Source organism: Burkholderia lata, assembly GCF_000012945.1.
In the GTDB taxonomy this organism is placed as follows: domain Bacteria; phylum Pseudomonadota; class Gammaproteobacteria; order Burkholderiales; family Burkholderiaceae; genus Burkholderia; species Burkholderia lata.
Window position 1 is genome coordinate 554,009 of record NC_007510.1, and the last position, 20,208, is coordinate 574,216.

General features: G+C 65.4%; 19 protein-coding genes. 11 read left to right on the forward strand and 8 right to left on the reverse strand.

Features of this window, described 5'->3' with window-relative positions; all coding sequences use genetic code 11:
• Positions 1 to 62 precede the first annotated feature (62 nt).
• Positions 63 to 1,175 carry a GTPase ObgE gene (gene obgE / locus BCEP18194_RS08450; RefSeq protein WP_011350859.1) on the forward strand — a complete coding sequence of 371 codons (1,113 nt, stop codon included), beginning with the start codon at positions 63 to 65 and terminating at the stop codon, positions 1,173 to 1,175.
• Between the two features lie 91 nt (positions 1,176 to 1,266).
• On the forward strand, positions 1,267 to 2,385 hold the full coding sequence (proB, locus tag BCEP18194_RS08455; RefSeq protein WP_011350860.1) for a glutamate 5-kinase: 1,119 nt from the start codon (positions 1,267 to 1,269) through the stop codon (positions 2,383 to 2,385).
• Between the two features lie 95 nt (positions 2,386 to 2,480).
• Here the strand turns inward: proB and BCEP18194_RS08460 are convergent, their stop codons facing one another.
• Both BCEP18194_RS08460 and BCEP18194_RS08465 read right to left on the reverse strand, forming a co-directional pair.
• Complete coding sequence (locus BCEP18194_RS08460; protein ID WP_011350861.1) at positions 2,481 to 3,089, reverse strand: CNP1-like family protein; 609 nt, start codon at positions 3,087 to 3,089, stop codon at positions 2,481 to 2,483.
• Between the two features lie 13 nt (positions 3,090 to 3,102).
• The gene (locus BCEP18194_RS08465) at positions 3,103 to 3,750 is read right to left on the reverse strand and encodes an RNA pyrophosphohydrolase (protein WP_011350862.1); all 648 of its coding nucleotides are present in this window, start codon (positions 3,748 to 3,750) and stop codon (positions 3,103 to 3,105) included.
• 218 nt (positions 3,751 to 3,968) lie between these two features.
• Here BCEP18194_RS08465 and BCEP18194_RS08470 point away from each other — a divergent pair, with 218 nt between their 5' ends.
• Entirely contained in the window at positions 3,969 to 5,705 is a 1,737-nt protein-coding gene (locus BCEP18194_RS08470; protein WP_011350863.1) for a proline--tRNA ligase, read from the forward strand.
• 21 nt (positions 5,706 to 5,726) lie between these two features.
• A complete protein-coding gene (locus tag BCEP18194_RS08475; RefSeq protein ID WP_011350864.1) occupies positions 5,727 to 6,329 on the forward strand; it encodes a MarC family protein in 603 nt (200 codons plus the stop codon).
• Positions 6,330 to 6,429: 100 nt separating this feature from the next.
• On the opposite strand, the gene BCEP18194_RS08480 is transcribed toward BCEP18194_RS08475, so the two are convergent.
• Positions 6,430 to 6,981 carry a hypoxanthine-guanine phosphoribosyltransferase gene (locus tag BCEP18194_RS08480; protein WP_011350865.1) on the reverse strand — a complete coding sequence of 184 codons (552 nt, stop codon included), beginning with the start codon at positions 6,979 to 6,981 and terminating at the stop codon, positions 6,430 to 6,432.
• Between the two features lie 94 nt (positions 6,982 to 7,075).
• The gene (gene ffh, locus BCEP18194_RS08485) at positions 7,076 to 8,443 is read right to left on the reverse strand and encodes a signal recognition particle protein (protein ID WP_011350866.1); all 1,368 of its coding nucleotides are present in this window, start codon (positions 8,441 to 8,443) and stop codon (positions 7,076 to 7,078) included.
• Positions 8,444 to 8,532: 89 nt separating this feature from the next.
• Between ffh and BCEP18194_RS08490 the strand changes: the two genes are divergently transcribed.
• The 7 genes from BCEP18194_RS08490 to BCEP18194_RS08515 all read left to right on the forward strand — a co-directional run bounded on the left by BCEP18194_RS08490 (position 8,533) and on the right by BCEP18194_RS08515 (position 16,496).
• Positions 8,533 to 9,426, forward strand: coding sequence for a cytochrome C assembly family protein (locus tag BCEP18194_RS08490; protein ID WP_011350867.1), 894 nt, complete (start codon positions 8,533 to 8,535; stop codon positions 9,424 to 9,426).
• Between the two features lie 13 nt (positions 9,427 to 9,439).
• Complete coding sequence (locus BCEP18194_RS08495) at positions 9,440 to 9,757, forward strand: PP0621 family protein (protein WP_011350868.1); 318 nt, start codon at positions 9,440 to 9,442, stop codon at positions 9,755 to 9,757.
• The gene (gene ampD, locus BCEP18194_RS08500; protein WP_011350869.1) at positions 9,754 to 10,344 is read left to right on the forward strand and encodes a 1,6-anhydro-N-acetylmuramyl-L-alanine amidase AmpD; all 591 of its coding nucleotides are present in this window, start codon (positions 9,754 to 9,756) and stop codon (positions 10,342 to 10,344) included. Before BCEP18194_RS08495 ends, ampD begins: the two co-directional genes overlap by 4 nt.
• A gap of 451 nt (positions 10,345 to 10,795) precedes the next feature.
• Positions 10,796 to 13,792: a ribonucleoside-diphosphate reductase subunit alpha gene (locus tag BCEP18194_RS08505; RefSeq protein ID WP_011350870.1), complete on the forward strand. Its 2,997-nt coding sequence runs from the start codon at positions 10,796 to 10,798 to the stop codon at positions 13,790 to 13,792.
• 365 nt (positions 13,793 to 14,157) lie between these two features.
• Entirely contained in the window at positions 14,158 to 15,369 is a 1,212-nt protein-coding gene (locus tag BCEP18194_RS08510) for a ribonucleotide-diphosphate reductase subunit beta (RefSeq protein ID WP_011350871.1), read from the forward strand.
• A gap of 82 nt (positions 15,370 to 15,451) precedes the next feature.
• Positions 15,452 to 15,778, forward strand: a complete 327-nt coding sequence (locus tag BCEP18194_RS39370; protein WP_081436571.1) for a hypothetical protein — start codon at positions 15,452 to 15,454, stop codon at positions 15,776 to 15,778.
• A gap of 28 nt (positions 15,779 to 15,806) precedes the next feature.
• Entirely contained in the window at positions 15,807 to 16,496 is a 690-nt protein-coding gene (locus BCEP18194_RS08515) for a histone H1-like DNA-binding protein (protein WP_011350872.1), read from the forward strand.
• Between the two features lie 227 nt (positions 16,497 to 16,723).
• On the opposite strand, the gene BCEP18194_RS08520 is transcribed toward BCEP18194_RS08515, so the two are convergent.
• The 4 genes from BCEP18194_RS08520 to BCEP18194_RS08535 all read right to left on the reverse strand — a co-directional run bounded on the left by BCEP18194_RS08520 (position 16,724) and on the right by BCEP18194_RS08535 (position 20,189).
• Positions 16,724 to 17,197 (reverse strand): glycine zipper 2TM domain-containing protein, encoded by a 474-nt coding sequence (locus BCEP18194_RS08520; protein WP_011350873.1) that lies wholly within the window; start codon positions 17,195 to 17,197, stop codon positions 16,724 to 16,726.
• Between the two features lie 19 nt (positions 17,198 to 17,216).
• The gene (locus tag BCEP18194_RS08525) at positions 17,217 to 18,155 is read right to left on the reverse strand and encodes a carbohydrate kinase family protein (RefSeq protein ID WP_011350874.1); all 939 of its coding nucleotides are present in this window, start codon (positions 18,153 to 18,155) and stop codon (positions 17,217 to 17,219) included.
• 86 nt (positions 18,156 to 18,241) lie between these two features.
• A complete protein-coding gene (gene tpx, locus BCEP18194_RS08530; RefSeq protein WP_011350875.1) occupies positions 18,242 to 18,745 on the reverse strand; it encodes a thiol peroxidase in 504 nt (167 codons plus the stop codon).
• Between the two features lie 73 nt (positions 18,746 to 18,818).
• Complete coding sequence (locus BCEP18194_RS08535; RefSeq protein WP_011350876.1) at positions 18,819 to 20,189, reverse strand: zinc-ribbon and DUF3426 domain-containing protein; 1,371 nt, start codon at positions 20,187 to 20,189, stop codon at positions 18,819 to 18,821.
• Positions 20,190 to 20,208 lie beyond the last annotated feature (19 nt).

Here is a 20,208-nt window from a genome sequence, read left to right on the forward strand (position 1 = left end):
GGCAGATTGTTCAAGCGCGCCGGCGCGCGGCACAATAGCGGAAATACTGGGCGGAGTGACGAATGAAGTTCATTGACGAAGCACGAATCGAAGTCATCGCCGGAGACGGAGGCGATGGCAGTGCGTCGATGCGCCGCGAGAAATTCGTCCCGTTCGGCGGGCCGGACGGCGGCGACGGCGGCCGGGGCGGTAGCGTATACGCGATCGCCGACCGCAACATCAACACGCTGATCGACTACCGTTACGCGAAGAAGCATCTGGCGCGCAACGGCGAAAACGGGCGCGGCTCGGATTGTTACGGCAAGGGCGGCGACGACGTCACGCTGCGCATGCCGGTCGGCACGATCATCAGCGACATGGATACCGGCGAGCTGATCGCCGACCTGACCGAGCACGACCAGCAGGTGATGCTTGCGCAGGGCGGCTCCGGCGGGCTCGGCAACCTGCATTTCAAGTCGAGCACGAACCGCGCACCGCGGCAGAAGACGGACGGCAAGCCCGGCGAGCGTCGCATGCTGAGGCTCGAACTGAAGGTGCTCGCCGACGTCGGCCTGCTCGGCATGCCGAACGCGGGCAAGTCGACGTTCATTTCGTCTGTGTCGAACGCGAGGCCGAAGATTGCCGACTACCCGTTCACGACGCTTGCGCCGAATCTCGGCGTGGTGCGTGTCGGTCCGAGCAAGAGCTTCGTGATCGCGGACATCCCGGGGCTGATCGAGGGCGCCGCCGAAGGCGCGGGCCTCGGCCACCAGTTCCTGCGCCACCTGCAGCGCACCGGCGTGCTGCTGCATCTGGTCGATCTCGCACCGTTCGACGAAAGCGTCGATCCGGTTGCGGAAGCGACGGCGATCGTCGGCGAGCTGCGCAAGTACGACGAGGCGCTCTACGAAAAGCCGCGCTGGCTCGTGCTCAACAAGCTCGACATGGTGCCGGAAGACGAGCGCAAGGCGCGCGTCGCGGATTTCCTCGAGCGCTTCGAGTGGGACGGCCCCGTGTTCGAGATCTCGGCACTGACGGGCCAGGGCTGTGAAGCGCTGTGCTACGCGATCTACGACTACCTCGCCGAACATTCGGACGCGCATCGTGCGGCGGAGGCGGAAGATCTCGCGGCGGACGTGCGTTTCCGCGACGAGCCGCCTGCCAAGGGCGGTGCGGCGCCGGGCGACGACGCCTGAGCGATTCCGGAACGCGCCGGGCGTGCCGCCCGGCGTCAGCGTTCAATCGCGCCCCGGCCGGGCAGGCAGCAGATACAGGAGACAGTGCAGGATGCGTTCGATCATCGCGGATTCGAAGCGATTGGTGGTGAAGGTGGGCTCCAGCCTCGTGACCAACGACGGCAAGGGGCTCGATCATGCAGCAATCGGCCGTTGGGCGGCTCAGATCGCCGCACTGCGCGCCCAGGGCAAGGAAGTCGTGCTCGTCAGTTCGGGCGCGATTGCCGAAGGGATGCAGCGGCTAGGCTGGAGCAAGCGGCCGCGGGAAATCGACGAGTTGCAGGCTGCCGCCGCAGTCGGCCAGATGGGGCTCGCGCAGGTCTATGAGAGCCGCTTCACCGAGCACGACATCCGCACCGCGCAGATCCTGCTGACGCATGCCGACCTGGCGGACCGCGAGCGTTACCTGAATGCACGTTCGACGATGCTGACGCTGTTGCGGCTCGGCGTCGTGCCGATCATCAACGAGAACGACACGGTCGTCACCGACGAAATCAAGTTCGGCGACAACGACACGCTCGGCGCGCTCGTTGCAAACCTGATCGAAGGCGATGCACTGATCATCCTGACCGACCAGTCGGGGCTGTTCACCGCCGATCCGCGCAAGGATCCGAATGCGACGCTCGTTGCAGAAGCCAATGCAGGCGCGCCGGAACTCGAGGCGATGGCCGGCGGCGCGGGTTCGAGCCTCGGCCGCGGCGGGATGCTGACGAAGATCCTCGCGGCGAAGCGCGCGGCACACAGCGGCGCGAACACCGTGATCGCGAGCGGCCGGGAGACCGACGTGCTCGTGCGTCTGGCGGCCGGCGAGGCGATCGGCACGCAACTGATCGCACGTACCGCGCGGATGGCGGCGCGCAAGCAGTGGATGGCCGACCACCTTCAGGTGCGCGGCCATGTCGTGATCGACGCGGGCGCGGTCGAGAAGCTGACGGCCGGCGGCAAGAGCCTGCTGCCGATCGGCGTGATCGACGTGCAGGGTGCGTTCGCGCGCGGTGAAGTCATCGCGTGTGTTGGCCCCGACGGGCGCGAAGTGGCGCGTGGGCTCACGAACTACAGCAGTGCGGAGACGAAACTGATTCACCGCAAACCGAGCGGCGAGATCGAATCCGTGCTCGGCTACATGCTGGAGCCCGAGTTGATCCATCGCGACAACCTGGTGCTGGTGTGACCATACGTGCCGGTTCCGGCCGTCAAATGAAAAAGCCCGCGTGATGCGGGCTTTTTTCATGCGGCGGACAGGGGCGCGGCGGGTGCCGCGCGCCGTCAGCGCAACTGGCTCATCGCGGTGCGGTGAAACCGGATGTTTTCCAGGATCTGCTGGGTCGTGCCCTGCGGCATCTTGTTCGAGCAGAAGTAGTCCTGATAGAGCGCCGAGTGGTAGGCATTCAGCTCGCCGTTCTCGATGCGCCGCCAGTCGTTCTCGACGGTGCGATCCCAGCCGTCGTGTTCCGAATTCAGGCCGGCATACTGGCGCCATTCGTAGGTGTCGCAGCGGATACCTTCGTAGTTCACGTTGCGCGCGCCGGCCGGGCTCGTGATGACGACCGCGTAGCGCACGACGCCATCGGTGCCGACGGCGAGCGATTTCGCATCGACGAAGAACTTGAGCGGCGTGTTCTGCGATACGTTGAACGGCAGCAGGTCGCCCGTTTGCGGCAGCGGCGGCAGCGAGTCGACCGCGTTTTCCTTCCAGGTGCCCTGGCGGTCCAGCAGATACACGAACTCGCTGTCATCCTTGTTGGTGGGCGTCTTCGAATTCGCGCAGCCTGCCAGCGTGGCTACCGCGGCAATCGATGCGAGCGCGAGAGCAATCGCTTTCAATATGCATTCCTCGTAAAAAAAGGGCGCGACACCAAGGTCGCGCCCGGTCATGCAGTTCGATTCGTCATTTGCCGACGATCACGTGGGGCGGCATCTCGTCGAGCGTGCTCGCTTCCACTTCGATCTCCGAACAGACTACCGATGTGTCGACAATCGTCAGCGTCTGCTGGGCCTGTACGCCAATGACGCGCGGATAGCGCGACAGACGCGGCCCGCGCGGCTTCTCGGCTCGCTGCGCCGGGCGGCGCAGGAAGCGCGACAGTTCCGTCAGCGCCAACTGATAGACATCCCGCTTGAACTCGATCACCGCATCGAGCGGCACCCAGTACTCGTTCCAGCGCCACGCATCGAACTCCGGGTGGTCGGTCGCGCGCAAGCAAATGTCGCAATCGCGTCCAACCATCCGCAGCAGGAACCAGATCTGCTTCTGGCCGCGGTAATGACCGCGTACTTCGCGTTTAATGAACTTGTCAGGCACCTCATAACGCAACCAGTCGCGAGTGCGGCCGATTATCTTGACGTGTTCCGGATGCAGGCCCGTTTCCTCGTGCAGTTCCCGGTACATCGCCTGCATGGGGGTCTCGCCATACTTGATCCCACCTTGAGGAAACTGCCAGGAATGCTCGCGGAGCCGCTTGCCCCAAAACACCTCGTTGCGCGCGTTCAAGAGGATGATGCCGACGTTCGGGCGAAAGCCTTCACGATCCAGCATACAACCACCTTCGAATCCTTTAAAATTGCTTTGATTATAAACAGATAACGGGCGCTGCGCACCGTGACGGAGCGAATCCGCGCGGGGTACACCGGCTGAATTGTCCCTGATTAGTCTGCTACGTCGTCTGCGCCATCGTCGTTCGTCGCGCGCAGCTTTTTCACCTTGAAACTTTTTCGGGCGCCCCGCCTGGGGGCGCCGTTTTTGGAACCGTCCGCATGAAAGCTTCCCGTTTCTTTATCGGCACCCTGAAAGAAGCACCCGCCGACGCAGAGATCGTCAGCCACAAGCTGATGGTGCGCGCCGGCATGATCCGTCGCGTCGCCGGCGGCATCTATAACTACCTGCCGGTCGGCCTGCGTTCGATTCGCAAGGTCGAGGCGATCGTGCGCGAGGAAATGAACCGGGCGGGCGGCATCGAGCTGCTGATGCCGGCCGTGCAACCCGCCGAGCTGTGGCAGGAGTCGGGCCGCTGGGAGCAGTACGGCCCCGAGCTGCTGCGCTTCAAGGACCGCAAGGACAACGACTTCGTGATCGGGCCGACGCACGAGGAAGTCATCACCGACATCGCGCGCAACCAGATCAAGAGCTACCGGCAGATGCCGGTGAACTTCTACCAGATCCAGACGAAGTTCCGCGACGAGATCCGTCCGCGCTTCGGCGTGATGCGCGGCCGCGAATTCATCATGAAGGACGCGTACTCGTTCGACAAGGATGCGGCCGGCCTGAACGAGTCGTATCGCAAGATGTACGACGCGTACGTGCGCATCTTCACGCGCCTCGGCCTGGAGTTCCGCGCGGTCGCGGCCGACAGCGGCTCGATCGGCGGCAACTTCTCGCACGAATTCCACGTGATCGCCGACACCGGTGAAGACGCGATCGCGTACTGCCCGACGTCCGAATTCGCGGCGAACATCGAGGCGGCCGAAGCGCTGCCGCTGATCGCCGAACGCGCAGCGCCGGCCGAAGCGATGGAGAAGGTCGCGACGCCCGGCAAGGCGAAGTGCGAAGCCGTCGCCGAACTGCTGGCCATCCCGCTCGAGCGCACGATCAAGTCGATCGTGCTCGCGACCGACAACGAAGGTGCCGAGCCGACCATCTGGCTCGTGATGCTGCGCGGCGATCACGACCTGAACGAGATCAAGGTGTCGAAGCTGCCGGGCCTGAAGAACCACCGCTTCGCGACCGAGCAGGAAATCGTCGAGTGGTTCGGCACGCCGCCGGGCTACCTCGGCCCGGTCGGCACGAAGAAGCCCGTGAAGGTGATCGCGGACCGCACGGTCGCGAACATGAGCGACTTCGTCGTCGGCGCGAACGAGGTCGATTACCACATCGCTGGCGTGAACTGGGGCCGCGACCTGCCCGAGCCGGACGTCGCCGACGTGCGTAACGTGAAGAAGGGCGACCCGTCGCCGGACGGCAAGGGCGTGATCGACATCTGCCGCGGCATCGAAGTCGGCCACGTGTTCCAGCTCGGCACCAAGTACTCGGAAGCGATGGGTGCGACGTTCCTCGACGAGTCGGGCAAGCCGCAGCCGATGCTGATGGGCTGCTACGGCGTCGGCGTCACGCGTATTCTCGGCGCGGCGATCGAGCAGAACTTCGACGACAAGGGCATCATCTGGCCCGAGTCGATCGCGCCGTTCGAAGTCGTGCTGTGCCCGATGGGCTATGACCGCAGCGACATGGTGCGCGAGACCGCCGACAAGCTGTACGCGGAACTCGTCGCAGCCGGCATCGACGTGATCCTCGACGATCGCGGCGAGCGCCCGGGCGTGATGTTCGCCGACTGGGAGCTGATCGGCGTGCCGCATCGCCTCGTGATCGGCGAGCGCGGCCTGAAGGAAGGCAAGATCGAGTATCAGGGCCGCCGCGACGCCGAAGCGACGCTGCTGCCGGCCGACGCGGCTGCGGCGACGGTCGCGGAGAAGATCCGCGCCGCGCTCGCGCGCTAAGCGCACCGACCGGGGAACGCGGTGGAATACACCTTCCTGTCGGCCACCGTGCTCCTGGTGCTGATCACCGATCCGCTCGGCAACATCCCGCTGTTCATTTCGGCCATGCGGGATGTGCCGCGCGAGCGGCGCGTGAAGCTGATCCTGCGTGAAGTGGGGATCGCATTCGTGATCCTGCTGTTCTTCATGCTGGTCGGCGACCGCTTCCTGCGGATGATGAGCCTCACCGACCTGTCGCTGCGGCTCGGCGGCGGGATCGTGCTGTTCCTGATCGCGCTGCGGATGATCTTCCCGCATCCGGACGGCGCGCTCGGCAACGATCCGCGCGCGGGCGGCGAGCCGTTCATCGTGCCGCTCGCGATTCCGGCGCTCGCCGGGCCGTCCGCGCTCGCGACGGTGATGCTGCTGACGTCGCAGGGGCCCGGCAAGATGCTCGAGTGGGTCGGCGCGCTGACGGTCACGATGATCGTCTGCGCGGTGACGCTGGTGCTGGCCGAGCGGATCCAGCAATGGATCGGCGAGCGGACCGTCGCGGCGTTCGAGCGGTTGATGGGCCTCGTGCTCGTCGCGATTTCGGTCGAGATGATGCTGGGCGGTGTCCGCGCGTTCGTGCACCAGCTGTAGGGCGACGCGGCGCGCATCCAGGACACCCACGAAAAAAAAGCGGCGCTCCGGGAAACCGGGGCGCCGCTTTCTATTTATATGGTGCGGAGGAGCGGGGCGCTCAGACGTTCGTGGTCAGCGCGCGGATCGTCGGCAGGTTGCGCCAGTAGCCCTTCGCATCCATCCCGCAGCCGAACACGTAGCGGTCGGGCACCGGGAAGCCGCAGAAGTCGGGGTGCAGTGGCTTTGCCTTCGAGAGCGTCTTCTCGCACAGCACGGCCGACATGAAGCGCTGCGCACCCATGTCGAGGATGCGGTCGCGGATCGCGGCCATCGTCTCGCCTTCGTCGAGGATGTCGTCCAGCACGAGCACGATCCGGTCCTTCACCGATTCGCGCGGCGCGACGCGCCAGTGCATTTCCGGGCTGCCCTGCGTCGTATTGCGATAGCGGGTCAGGTGGATGTAGTCGAATTCCAGCGGGAAATCGAGATGCGGCAGCAGCATCCCGGTAAACACCGCGGCGCCGCCCATCACCGAGAGAACGAGCGGGAACGCATCGCCGATCTCGGCGCGGATCGCGTCGGCCATCCGGGAGATCGACGCATTGACGGCGTCGGCCGAGACGATCTCTTCGGAGTGGTTGAAAATGTGGAGGGCTTCTTCGCGGTTCATGTGTTCTGGCGGGCAGTCGGTATACAAATAAGAATGAAGCAGAACGGACGGCGCGCGCTACAGCAAAAACCCGCGCGCCGGCCGATGGGCGGAATCAGCGCATGCCGGGCATCATGCCCTTCAGGCCGCGCATCATCTTCTGCATGTTGCCGCCCTTCAGCTTCTTCATCATCGTACGCATCTGGTCGTACTGGTTCAGCATCCGGTTGACTTCCTGCACCGGCACGCCCGCGCCGGCTGCAATGCGGCGCTTGCGCGTCGCCTTGATGATCTCGGGTTTCGCGCGCTCGGCCGGCGTCATCGAGCTGATGATGCCCTCCATCCGGCGGATCGACTTCTCGGCCTGGCCCATGTCGGCGCCGGCCGCCGCCTGCTGGAACTGCGCAGGCAGCTTGTCCATCAGCGACGACAGGCCGCCCATGTTCTTCATCTGGGAGATCTGCGCGCGGAAATCGTTCAGGTCGAAGTCGCCGCCTTTCTTGACCTTGTCGGCGAGCTTCTGCGCGGCCTGCACGTCGACGCCGCGCTGCGCCTCCTCGACGAGCGCGAGGATGTCGCCCATGCCGAGGATCCGGTTCGCCATCCGGTCGGGGTGGAACACCTCGAGGCCGTCGAGCTTCTCGGCGACACCGACGAACTTGATCGGCTTGCCCGTGACGTGACGCACCGACAGCGCGGCACCGCCGCGCGAGTCGCCGTCGAGCTTGGTCAGCACGACGCCGGTGAGCGGCAGCGTGTCGTTGAACGCCTTCGCGGTGTTGACCGCGTCCTGGCCGAGCATCGCGTCGACGACGAACAGCGTTTCGGCCGGCTTCAGCGTGCCGTGCAGCGCGGCGATTTCCTGCATCATCACTTCGTCGATGCCGAGGCGGCCGGCCGTGTCGACGATCAGCACGTCATGGTAGTGGCGCTTCGCCCAGTCGACGGCCGCGATCGCGATGTCGACGGGTTTCTGGTCCGGCGTGGACGGGAAGAAGTCGGCGCCGACCTGTTCGCTCACCGTTTTCAGCTGCATGATTGCGGCCGGGCGATACACGTCGCACGACACGGTCAGCACCTTCTTCTTGTACTTCTCGCGCAGCAGCTTCGCGAGCTTGCCGGCGGTCGTGGTCTTGCCCGCACCCTGCAGGCCGGCCATCAGGATCACCGCGGGCGGCGTGACCGCGAGGTTCAGCTCGGCGGCCTTGCCTTCGTAGTCGCCGCCGATCACGGCGGTCAGTTCCTTCTGGACCACGCCGACCAGCGCCTGACCCGGCGACAGGCTGCTGATCACTTCTTCGCCGAGCGCCTTTTCCTTGACCTTGGCGATGAATTCGCGGACGACCGGCAGCGAAACGTCGGCCTCCAGCAGGGCGAGACGCACCTCGCGGAGCATCTCCTGCGTGTTCGCCTCGGTAAGCCGGGCCTCGCCGCGCAGCGTCTTGACGACGCGCGCCATCCGTTGAGTGAGATTGTCGAGCATGGGGAGCGATGGACAGTGGGGCCCGAAGGCGCGGCGGAACCGAACAAAGGGAGCCGTCGCGGGAAGGGGGCCTAGTGTAAACTTCGAACATGGATATTGTACTGTATGCCCTCACCGCATTCCTGTACGGCGGCCTCGCCGTCGCAGGCTGGCGCACGCACCGTCAGGGCGCGACGCCGCTCGTCGCGAGCGTGCCGGCCGTGCCGGTTCCCGCGTCCGCCGCGTCCGGGATGAGCGGGGCCGGCCGCGCGCTGCTGTTCGCCGCGCTGGTCGCGCACGGCGTGCTGCTCCACACGACGATCTTTCCGAACGACGCGATGGTGTTCGGCTTCGCGTTCGCGCTGTCCGCGATGTTCTGGCTCGGCGCCGGCATCTACTGGATCGAGAGCTTCTTCTTCCCGCTCGACAGCCTGCGCCTGCTGGTATTGCCGCTCGCGTGCGGCGCGTCGCTGCTGCCGCTCGTGTTCGGCGGCGTGCGGGTGCTTCCTTATGCCGCAGCACCGCTGTTCAAGCTGCATTTCCTGATCGCGAACATCGCATATGGCCTGTTCGCGATCGCGGCGCTGCACGCGATCCTGATGCTGATGGTCGAGCGGCGCCTGCAGTCGCTGAGGAGCGGCGGGCGCGATGGCTCGACGGGCTGGATCGCGAGCTGGCTCGAGACGCTGCCGCCGCTGCTTACGCTCGAGAAGCTGCTGTTCCGCCTGATCGGCGCCGGCTTCGTGCTGCTCACGCTGACGCTCGCGTCGGGCATCCTGTTCAGCGAGCAGGTCGACGCGCGCGCGCTGCGGCTCGACCACAAGACGGTATTCGCGATCCTGTCGTGGCTGATGTTCGGCGGCCTGCTGGTCGCCCGCAAGACGTCGGGCTGGCGCGGCCGTGGTGCCGCGCGCTGGGTGCTCGTGTCGTTCGCCGCGCTGCTGCTCGCGTATGTCGGCAGCCGGTTCGTTTTCGAGGTGCTGCTGCACCGTTCCGTGGTTTGAACGCAGGTTTCCGATGCGACAGATTCTTCTCCTGATTCTTCTCTTCTTCGCGGGTTCGTGGATCGCGCGCAAGCTGCGCCAGGCCCAGGAGCAAGCACAGGCGCGCACCGGCCGCGGCGCCGGTTACGACGGTACGCCCGGCGCCGGCGGCGCGGGTGCGGCACGCCCGAACGGCGACGCGCGGGCGCTGCCCGAGCCGATGGTGCGCTGCGCCGAATGCGGCGTGCATGCGCCGAAGGGCGACGCCGTTGCCGCGGGCGGCGAATACTTCTGCAGTGCCGAGCACGCGCAGCGCCACGCCGCACGGTCGAGCGGTCGCGACGCACGATGAGCGACGCGCTGCTGCTGTCGGTCGACGCGAACGGCTGGGTGCGCGAAGCGCGCCATGCGCCGTCGCCGAACTTCGAGGTGCGGCCCGCGGGCGCGGTGCCGACGCTCGTGGTCGTCCACAACATCAGCCTGCCGCCCGGCGAATTCGGTGGCGATGCAATCGAGGCGCTGTTCCTGAACCGCCTCGATTGCGATGCGCACCCTTATTACCAGAGCCACCTGCGCGACGTGCGCGTGTCCGCGCACTTCCTGATCCGCCGCAGCGGCGAGCTCGTGCAGTTCGTGTCGTGCGACGAGCGCGCGTGGCACGCGGGCTCGTCCGAGTTCTTTGGCCGCGCGCGCTGCAACGACTTCTCGATCGGCATCGAGCTCGAAGGCGCGGACGACGTGCCGTTCGACGACGCGCAGTATGCGATGCTCGCCGCGCTCTCCCGCACGCTCGCGGCACGCTACCCGGTCGACGCATTCGCCGGGCACTCGGACGTCGCGCCGGGCCGCAAGACCGACCCGGGCCCGCATTTCGATTGGCAACGCTTCGCGAGCGATGCCGGTTTTTCCGCCGAATACTTTCCTTTCCGTCAGCACTGATCGCGGGGTTTTTTGACCGGAGAAAGTTTTTTCTCCGACCAATGCCTTGTCGTGTCTGCGCGTGAGCGATGTCAAGACCTCCATCGCAAATTATCCGTTTTGACGTCCTCCGAATGTCCACTATACTTGGTGCCAGTTGAGTAGTTTTGTACTAGATATAGTGTGTGTCGCAGGGGAAACCCGAGCGGCACCGGCCGGCGGGCAACGCCGGCGGACAGGGTTCTCAGGGCGGCGCGTCAGGCCGGGCGGTCCGGGCGTCGCGATCAGCGCAGCGAACTTCGACGGGGCAGGGTACACATGACGAAGCACACGACCGGATCGGTTGTCGCGCATCGACCGAACCGGCTTCCCCGGCGCATCGCTCGCCTCTTACCGCTCGCGCACCGCGTTGCGCAGCGTTCGTTTTAATCCGCGGTTCTCTCCGCACCATCCAACACCAGGAGCTTTGCACATGCAAACCACCGACAACGCGACGTCCCAGTACGAGAGCGCCTCGAGCCGTCCGCTCGGCGGGACCGAACAGGGCGCGAAGGCGCTCGCGCCGCAGGCCACGTTCGCCGACTACAAGGTGATCCGCCGCAACGGCAGCGTCGTCTCGTTCGAACCTTCGAAGATCGCGATCGCGGTGACCAAGGCTTTCCTGGCCGTCAATGGCGGGCAGGGCGCGGCATCGGCGCGTGTGCGCGAGCAGGTCGAGCAACTGACGCACAACGTCGTGCGCGCGCTCGTGCGCAGCCGCCCGAACGGCGGTACGTTCCATATCGAAGACATCCAGGATCAGGTCGAACTCGCGCTGATGCGCGGCGGCGAGCACAACGTCGCGCGTGCGTACGTGCTGTATCGCGAGAAGCGTCACCTCGAGCGCCAGCATGCGGGCGAGGAAGCAGCGGCAGCGGGCGGCGAGGCGAGCACCGGCATCAACGTCGTCGACAACGGCGTCACGCGCCCGCTCGACCTGAACGCGCTGCGCGCACTGGTCGTGTCGGCATGCGACGGCCTCGGCGCTGCGGTTAACCCTGACCCGATCGTCGCGGAAACGGTGAAGAACCTGTACGACGGCGTGCCGATGAGCCAGGTCTACGACTCGGCGATCCTGGCTGCGCGCACGATGATCGAAAAGGATCCGGCATACAGCCAGGTCACGTCCCGCATCCTGCTGCACACGATCCGTCGCGAGATCCTCGGCGAAGAAGTGGTCCAGGCCGAGATGTCGACCCGTTACGCGGAATACTTCCCGCAGTTCCTGAAGCGCGGCGTCGACGCCGGCCTGCTCGACGACAAGCTGCTGCAGTTCGACCTGAAGCGCCTCGGCGAAGCACTCGACGCGAACCGCGACCTGCAGTTCGGCTACCTCGGCCTGCAGACGCTGTACGACCGCTACTTCCTGCACGTCGAAGGCACCCGCATCGAAATGCCGCAGGCATTCTTCATGCGCGTCGCGATGGGCCTGTCGCTGAACGAGATCGACCGCGAAACGCGCGCGATCGAGTTCTACAACGTGCTGTCCAGCTTCGACTTCATGAGCTCGACGCCGACGCTGTTCAACTCGGGCACGCACCGCTCGCAGCTGTCGTCGTGCTACCTGACGACGGTCGCGGACGATCTCGACGGCATCTATGAAGCGCTGAAGGAAAACGCGCTGCTGTCGAAGTTCGCCGGCGGCCTGGGCAACGACTGGACGCGCGTGCGTGCACTCGGCTCGCATATCAAGGGCACGAACGGCAAGTCGCAAGGCGTGGTCCCGTTCCTGAAGGTCGTCAACGACACGGCCGTCGCGGTCAACCAGGGTGGCAAGCGCAAGGGCGCGGTCTGCGCGTACCTCGAATCGTGGCACCTCGACATCGAGGAGTTCCTGGAGCTGCGCAAGAACACGGGCGACGATCGCCGCCGCACGCACGACATGAACACGGCGAACTGGATTCCCGACCTGTTCATGAAGCGCGTGATGGAAGGCGCCGACTGGACGCTGTTCTCGCCGTCGACCTGCCCGGACCTGCACGACAAGTTCGGCGCGGAATTCGAGGCGGCTTACACGGCTTACGAAGACAAGGTCGCGCGCGGCGAGATCAAGCTGTTCAAGAAGATCCCGGCGGCGCAGCTGTGGCGCAAGATGCTCGGCATGCTGTTCGAGACGGGCCACCCGTGGATCACGTTCAAGGATCCGTGCAACGTGCGCTCGCCGCAGCAGCACGTCGGCGTCGTCCACTCGTCGAACCTGTGCACGGAAATCACGCTGAACACGAGCGACTCCGAAATCGCGGTGTGCAACCTCGGCTCCGTGAACCTCGTCGCCCACCTGGTGAAGCAGGCCGACGGCAGCTTCGCGCTCGACCACGACAAGCTGAAGCGCACGATCAGCGTCGCGATGCGCATGCTCGACAACGTGATCGACATCAACTACTACGCGGTGGCGAAGGCGCGTAACTCGAACCTGAAGCATCGCCCGGTCGGCATGGGCATCATGGGCTTCCAGGACTGCCTGCACCTGCTGCGCACGCCGTACGCGTCGGAAGCGGCGGTCGCGTTCGCCGACCGTTCGATGGAAGCGGTCTGCTACTACGCGTACCACGCGTCGACCGAGCTGGCCGAGGAGCGCGGCCGCTACTCGAGCTACCGCGGCTCGCTGTGGGATCGCGGCATCCTCCCGCAGGACACGCTGAAGCTGCTCGCCGAAGCGCGCGGCGGCTACGTCGAGGTCGACACGTCCGAATCGCTCGACTGGACGTCGCTGCGTTCGCGGATCGCCACGCACGGCATGCGCAACTCGAACTGCGTCGCGATCGCACCGACGGCGACGATCTCGAACATCATCGGCGTGTCGGCCTGTATCGAACCGACCTTCCAGAACCTGTACGTGAAGTCGAACCTGTCGGGCGAATTCACGGTGGTGAACGAGTACCTGGTGCGTGACCTGAAGGAACGCGGCCTGTGGGACGAAGTGATGGTTGCCGACCTGAAGTACTTCGACGGCATGCTGTCGCGCATCGACCGGATCCCGGCCGATCTGCGCGCGATCTACGCGACCGCGTTCGAAGTCGACCCGACGTGGCTGGTCGAAGCGGCATCGCGTCGCCAGAAGTGGATCGACCAGGCGCAGTCGCTGAACATCTACATGGGCGGCGCGTCGGGCAAGAAGCTCGACGAGGTCTACAAGCTCGCATGGCTGCGCGGCCTGAAGACGACCTACTACCTCCGCACGATGGCGGCGACGCACGTCGAGAAGTCGACGGTCGCACACGGCGCGCTGAACGCGGTGCCGACGAGCGGCGGTTCGAGCAGCGGCGGCGCGCAAGGCGCAGCCGGCGGCTTCGGTGCGGCAGGCGGCGCAGCATCGTCGTCGGGCGCAGTCGACGCAGCACCGGCACTCGCACCGGTCGAGGCAGATGGCCCGGTGTGCACGATGCGTCCGGGCGATCCTGGCTTCGACGAATGCGAAGCGTGCCAGTAACGCAGTACGCCTGACCTGAGAAGCAGGTCAGCGCGGCGCACACGACAATCGATCGAGGTTGAAGTGTGCGCCGCTCTCAACTAAAAAAATGATAAGGAATCTGTAACGCGGCACCTGCGTTGCAGGCAGTGACAAGCGATCGAAACATCCCCGACGACGTCGCGTTTCGATCAGCGTTCGATGCGTCGAGCGCACCTCGCGATACACGCGCGACACACGTCGCGCTCTGCATGAACGACGATGCGTTGCTCAAAGTGTTGTATCGAGGTCGCAACGCGAATCGAAAAAAGGATTTTTCGTGAGCGAACCCTTTTATCGCTCAGGAAAAGATGGTACAAACCGTTCTAAATTGATGGTGAGAATTTATGCTCAACTGGGATGAAGAGAAGACTGCCGTAACTCCCGCGAGCGGAGCGCAGCAAAACGCGATGCGCACCTCCGCAGGAGCGGCTGTCGGACTGCAGGCTGCAACGCCTGCCGCCCATCAGGTCCGCGACATTTTCGAAGGCGATCTTGCGGTGCCGCCGCAAGCATCGGCTGTTCCCGCCGGCGGTTCGGAAGCGCGGGTCAATGTCGCCGACAAGCGCATCATCAACGGCCAGACTGACGTCAATCAGCTGGTGCCGTTCAAGTACAAGTGGGCGTGGGAAAAGTATCTGGCCGGTTGCGCGAACCACTGGATGCCGCAGGAAATCAACATGTCCCGCGACATCGCTCTGTGGAAGGACCCGAACGGTCTGACCGAGGACGAGCGCCGCATCGTGAAGCGCAACCTCGGTTTCTTCGTGACGGCCGATTCGCTCGCGGCGAACAACATCGTGCTCGGCACGTACCGCCACATCACGGCGCCCGAGTGCCGGCAGTTCCTGCTGCGCCAGGCGTTCGAAGAGGCGATCCACACGCACGCGTACCAATACATTGTCGAATCGCTCGGTCTCGACGAAGGCGAGATCTTCAACGCGTACCACGAGGTCACGTCGATCCGCGCGAAGGACGAATTCCTGATCCCGTTCATCCACACGCTGACGGATCCGGCCTTCAAGACCGGCACGCTCGAAGCGGATCAGAAGCTGCTGAAGTCGCTGATCGTGTTCGCCTGCATCATGGAAGGCCTGTTCTTCTATGTCGGGTTCACGCAGATCCTCGCGCTCGGCCGCCAGAACAAGATGACGGGTGCTGCAGAGCAATATCAGTACATCCTGCGCGACGAGTCGATGCACTGCAACTTCGGCATCGACCTGATCAACCAGATCAAGCTCGAGAATCCGCATCTCTGGACCGCCGAATTCCGCGCCGAGATCCGCGAGCTGTTCAAGCAGGCTGTCGAACTCGAATACCGCTACGCCGAAGACACGATGCCGCGCGGCGTGCTGGGTTTGAACGCGTCGATGTTCAAGAGCTATCTGCGCTTCATCAGCAACCGCCGTTGCCAGCAGATCGGCCTTGACCCGCTGTATCCGAACGAGGAAAACCCGTTCCCGTGGATGAGCGAGATGATCGACCTGAAGAAGGAACGCAACTTCTTCGAGACGCGTGTGATCGAGTATCAGACGGGCGGTGCGCTGTCCTGGGAATAACCCGCAGCAGCGAACCCGTCACATGATGGTGCAGCCGGCGGCCTCTCGGCCCCGGCCCAAGGTTTAGGAGCAAGAACGCCTGATGCAAAGCATGCCCGGTGCCTTAACGGCACGACGACACGACAGGCACTTTGCGAACCCTTCAGTGGGATGGGCAAACTTCCCTCCGGAAAAAGCGGACAGCCGTGTGGCGGTCCGCTTGATCAAGCGATTAGGGGTAGCGGCGCGAGGTGCGCCGGCTACCGACTTGATTTGGCGCGCGAGGCCGGGTGGTCACGCGCGCCATACCGTATTCATTAGCGTAAGCGCGTGGTATCCGCGTACGCCGATGAATAGCCCGCTTCGAAGCGCACGTCCTGAACAGCGTCCGCGGGAAGCGGGTTTTGACGAAGGGTGTAGTTTGAACTGACTCTCATCTGAACCTGAAGGAGAACAACATGGCACTTGCCAAGAAGAAACCGGCTGCAAAGAAGGCCGCAGTGAAGAAGGTCGCTGCGAAGAAGGCTGCTGCGCCGGCGAAGAAGGCCGCTGCAGTGAAGAAGGTTGCTGCCAAGAAGGTCGCGGTGAAGAAGGTTGCCGCGAAGAAGGCAGCACCGGCGAAGAAGGCAGCAGTGAAGAAGGTTGCTGCCAAGAAGGTCGCAACGAAGAAGGTTGCAGCCAAGAAGGTCGCAGTGAAGAAGGTTGCTGCGAAGAAGGCAGCACCGGCGAAGAAGGCCGCAGTGAAGAAGGTTGCAGCCAAGAAAGTCGCAGTGAAGAAGGTTGCTGCGAAGAAGGCCGCACCGGCCAAGAAGGCTGCTGCGAAGAAGGCCGCGCCGGCGAAGAAGGCTGCTGCGAAGAAGGCTGCGCCTGCCAAGAAGGCTGCCGCGAAGAAGGCTGCGCCTGCTGCGAAGAAGGCTGCCCCTGCGAAGAAGGCCGCTGCTCCCGCGAAGAAGGCTGCCGCTGCTGCTCCGGCTCCGGCGAAGAAGGCCGCGGCTCCGAAGAAGGCTGCTGCTCCGAAGAAGGCCGTCGTGAAGAAGGCTGCACCGGCAACGACCGCGTCGACCGCATCGGTTGCGCCGGCATCGGGCGTGAAGACCGCGCTCAACCCGGCAGCGGCATGGCCGTTCCCGACCGGCAGCCGTCCGTAATCGAGGCTGACCTGCACCACCCGGACACTCACGTGGTGTCCGCGGGTTGAGTAGCGCTACTCAATCAGTCCCGCCATCTGGCTCAGGTGGCGGGATTTTTTTCGTCTGTACTTGCCGATAGGCAGGTTGCCCGTATGCCGGTTGCGGCGGGTACGGACGAAAAAAAACGCATGTGCAGCTTCGCACATGCGTTCGACCGCGGCTTGCGCCGCGAGCTGAGGTACCCGTTAGTGCGTGACGCGCGTGACGCCGCCGCTCGACAGCAGTCGCACGCGCTCGCCGGCGCGGAACGCTTCGCCGCTTGCTGCCTGCGTGATCGAGCGCAGATCGCCGTTGTCGAGGCGCACGGTGATTTCGACACCGTTCGCCGTGCTGAGGTTTTCGCCGACCGCGTTGCCCGCGACCGCGCCGACGAGGCCGCCGGCGATCGCGGTCAGGATCGACCCCTTGCCGCCGCCGATCGCGCTGCCTGCCACCGCGCCGAGTGCGCCGCCGCCGATCGTGCCGATCGCGCTGCCGCCGCCGTCGGACTGGATGCGCACGGCGCGGACGCTTTCGACCGTGCCCATGCGGACCGTCTGTTCGCGCTGCGCCTGGCCGACGCTATAGACATCCGCCGAACCGGGTGCGGTGAAGCAACCGGTGAGCGTCAGCGAGGCCGTCAGCATGGCCGCGAGCGTGAGGGTCTTTTTCGTCAACATCTTTGCTCTCCCACAAAATTCATTTGAGACTGTAACCGAATGCAGTCTCGAAGCGCGCGTCGATCTCGGCGCGCGTCAGTACGTAAGTCTGGGGCCCCTGGTGGGCGATCTTGATCGAGCCCATCAGGCTCGCGAGGCGGCCCGTGGTTGCCCAGTCGAGGCCATGTTCGATGCCGTACAGCAGGCCACCCCGGAAGGCATCGCCGCAGCCGGTCGGATCGGAGATACGCTCGGCCGGCACGACAGGAATCAGCTCCGTGCCCTGCTTGTGGCGGATGGTCGCGCCGTGCTCGCCACGCGTAATGACGAGCGCGTCGACCCGGCTGGCGATTTCATCTTCGGACCATCCCGTCTTGTCGCTCACCAGCTTGGCCTCGTAGTCGTTGACCGCTACATAGGTCGCAAGTTCAATGCTGCGGCGCAGCGTCGCACCGTCGAACAGCGGCAGGCCCTGGCCCGGATCGAATACGAACGGCACACCGGCCTTCGCGAGTTCTTCGACGTGCTGCACCATCCCGTCGAAGCCGTCGGGGCCGACGATCGCGAGCTTGATGCCCGGCGCGTCGCCTGCGTGGTTCAGGTGCGACTGCATCATCGCGCCCGGGTGGAACGCCGTGATCTGGTTGTTGTCGAGATCGGTCGTGATCATCGCCTGCGCCGTATACGTGTCGGGCAGCACGCGGACGTGGTCGCGACGCAGGCCGAGCTGGTCGAGCCGGTCGAGATACGACTGGGCGTCGAGCGCGCCCACCGTCCCCATGATCCGCGCATCGCCGCCGAGCAGGTGCAGCGCGTACGCGATGTTGCCCGCGCAGCCGCCGAATTCGCGGCGCATCGTCGGCACGAGGAAGCTCAGGTTGATGAGGTGCACCTGGTCGGGGAGGATGTGCTCACGAAACCGCCCTTCGAAGGTCATGATGGAATCGTAGGCGATCGAGCCGCAAATCAACGTAGCCAAGGTGTGCGTTCCTGTAGAAATGAGGGACCCCTGCGCGACAACGCCGCGCGAAAGGCGCGGCGCGGCAGGGGAAAGCGAGAGAAAGCTTACTTCAGTGCGGCGAGCGCTGCATCGTAGTTCGGCTCGTCCTTGATTTCGCCGACGAGTTCCGCGTGGATCACCTTGTCCTGCGCGTCGAGCACGACGACCGCACGTGCGGTCAGGCCGTTCAGCGGGCCGCTCGTCACGTCGACGCCGTATGCGTTCGCGAACGCGCGGCCGGTGCGGAACGTCGAAGCAGTCACGACGTTCTCGAGGCCTTCGGTCGTGCAGAAGCGCGTCGCAGCGAACGGCAGGTCGGCGGACACGACGACGACGACCGTGTTGTCGAGCGACGATGCGGCTTCGTTGAACTTGCGGGTCGACGTCGCGCAGGTCGGCGTGTCGAGGCTCGGGACGATGTTCAGCACCTTGCGCTTGCCGGCGAAGCTGGCGAGCGACAGGTCGGCGAGGTCCTTGCCGACCAGCTTGAAATCGGCGCCTTGTGCGCCGACGGCCGGGAACGTGCCGGCGAGATCGATCGGGTTGCCACCCAGCGTAACTTTGCTCATGTTCGTGCTCCGAAATAGCGCGCCGCTCGGGCGCGCGGGTTGAGACGGGCGCGCAGGCGCGCGCCGCGGCGCGTCACGGATAGAAAATCTGGACGCGGAAATTCGAGGCGGGCGTGCCGTTCGTTTCGACGCGGACGACCATCGTCTGCGTCGCGCCGGGCGGCAGCCCGGCGTCGATCGGCGTGCCCGGGCGCACGTAGTCGCGCGGCGCGAGTACGCGGCGCACGGTCACGTGGTTGGTGTCGTCGAGCAGCGTCAGCTCGAGCGACGGATAGGCGAGTGCGACACGGTAGCGGTTCGTCAGCGGCACCTTCAGTTCGAGCTCGCGCGGACCGTCGAGCTGGCGCAGGTCGGTCGCGTCGAGCCGCAGGCCGTCGATCGCGCGCGGCGGCGTGACCTTGCAGCCGAGCGGCGCGCAGGCCTGCCGGAACCAGCCCTGCGTGACGGGCCAGTAGATCATCAGCGATTCGCGCTGCCACCACGCGAGTTGCGTGACGAGCAGCACGGCCAGCACGGCAGCGACGAGGCCGCCGAAAAAGCCGCCGAGCATGCCGCGCCGCTGCGGCGCGCGCGTCTCGCGCGTGACGGCGAAATGCGGACGATCGTCGTCGGTCAATGCAGCGGGGAACGGTGCGGCTGGCGCGTTGGTCGTTGCGGCGGGCGTTTCGTCGTGCCGTGGGGTGCCGGTGTCGGGCTCGCCCCCGGCTTCGGCTTCGGTGACAGCCGGCGCCGGTGCGAACGCAAAACGCGGTTCGCGTGGCGCGCGTTCGTCGTCCGGCACGGCGAAGTGCGCGGTGCCGACGGGTTCGGCGGGTTCGGCGGCATCGCGAGCGGTCTCCGCGTCCGACGGAACGTGGGGGACGAAGCGGGGCTCACGCGGGTCGCGCTCGACGGGCGTGGCCGATGGTTCGGTATCCTGCTGCGTCTGCGTCTGCGTCTGCGTCTGCGTCTGCGTCGATTCGGCGGGTTGCGCGACGGCAGTGGCGGCGTCCAGCTCGGCCGGGGAGGGCGCGAACGGAGCGGGCGTACCCGACAGGTGAACGACGCCGGCTTCGGTGGACGGTAGCGCGAGCGGGATCAGCGGCTCGGTGCGCACGGTCTGCACGCTGTGCTGCAGCGACGGGTCGACGCCGGCATCGAGCCACGGCGCCCACATGTCCCAGCCTTCCGGCTTGTAATCGGTGTCGGAAGGCGACCCGGCCGGCGCTTCGGCGGCGAACAGCCGAGGCAGGGCCGGATGATGCGCGTGGCCGTCATCCGGCGCGGCAGCCGGTTCGGTCAGGGCCGGCTCGGGCTGCTGCGCGTGCTCGGGAACGAGCGACTCGGATGCGTTGAAGACTTCGTGGCAGTGCCCGCAGCGCACGAGCCCTTGATGCAGCGAGAGCTGTTCCTGCTGCAGCCGGAAGACGGTTTCGCAATGAGGGCAGCGCGTCGCAAGAAGCATGTCGAGCCGGGCGGCCTGC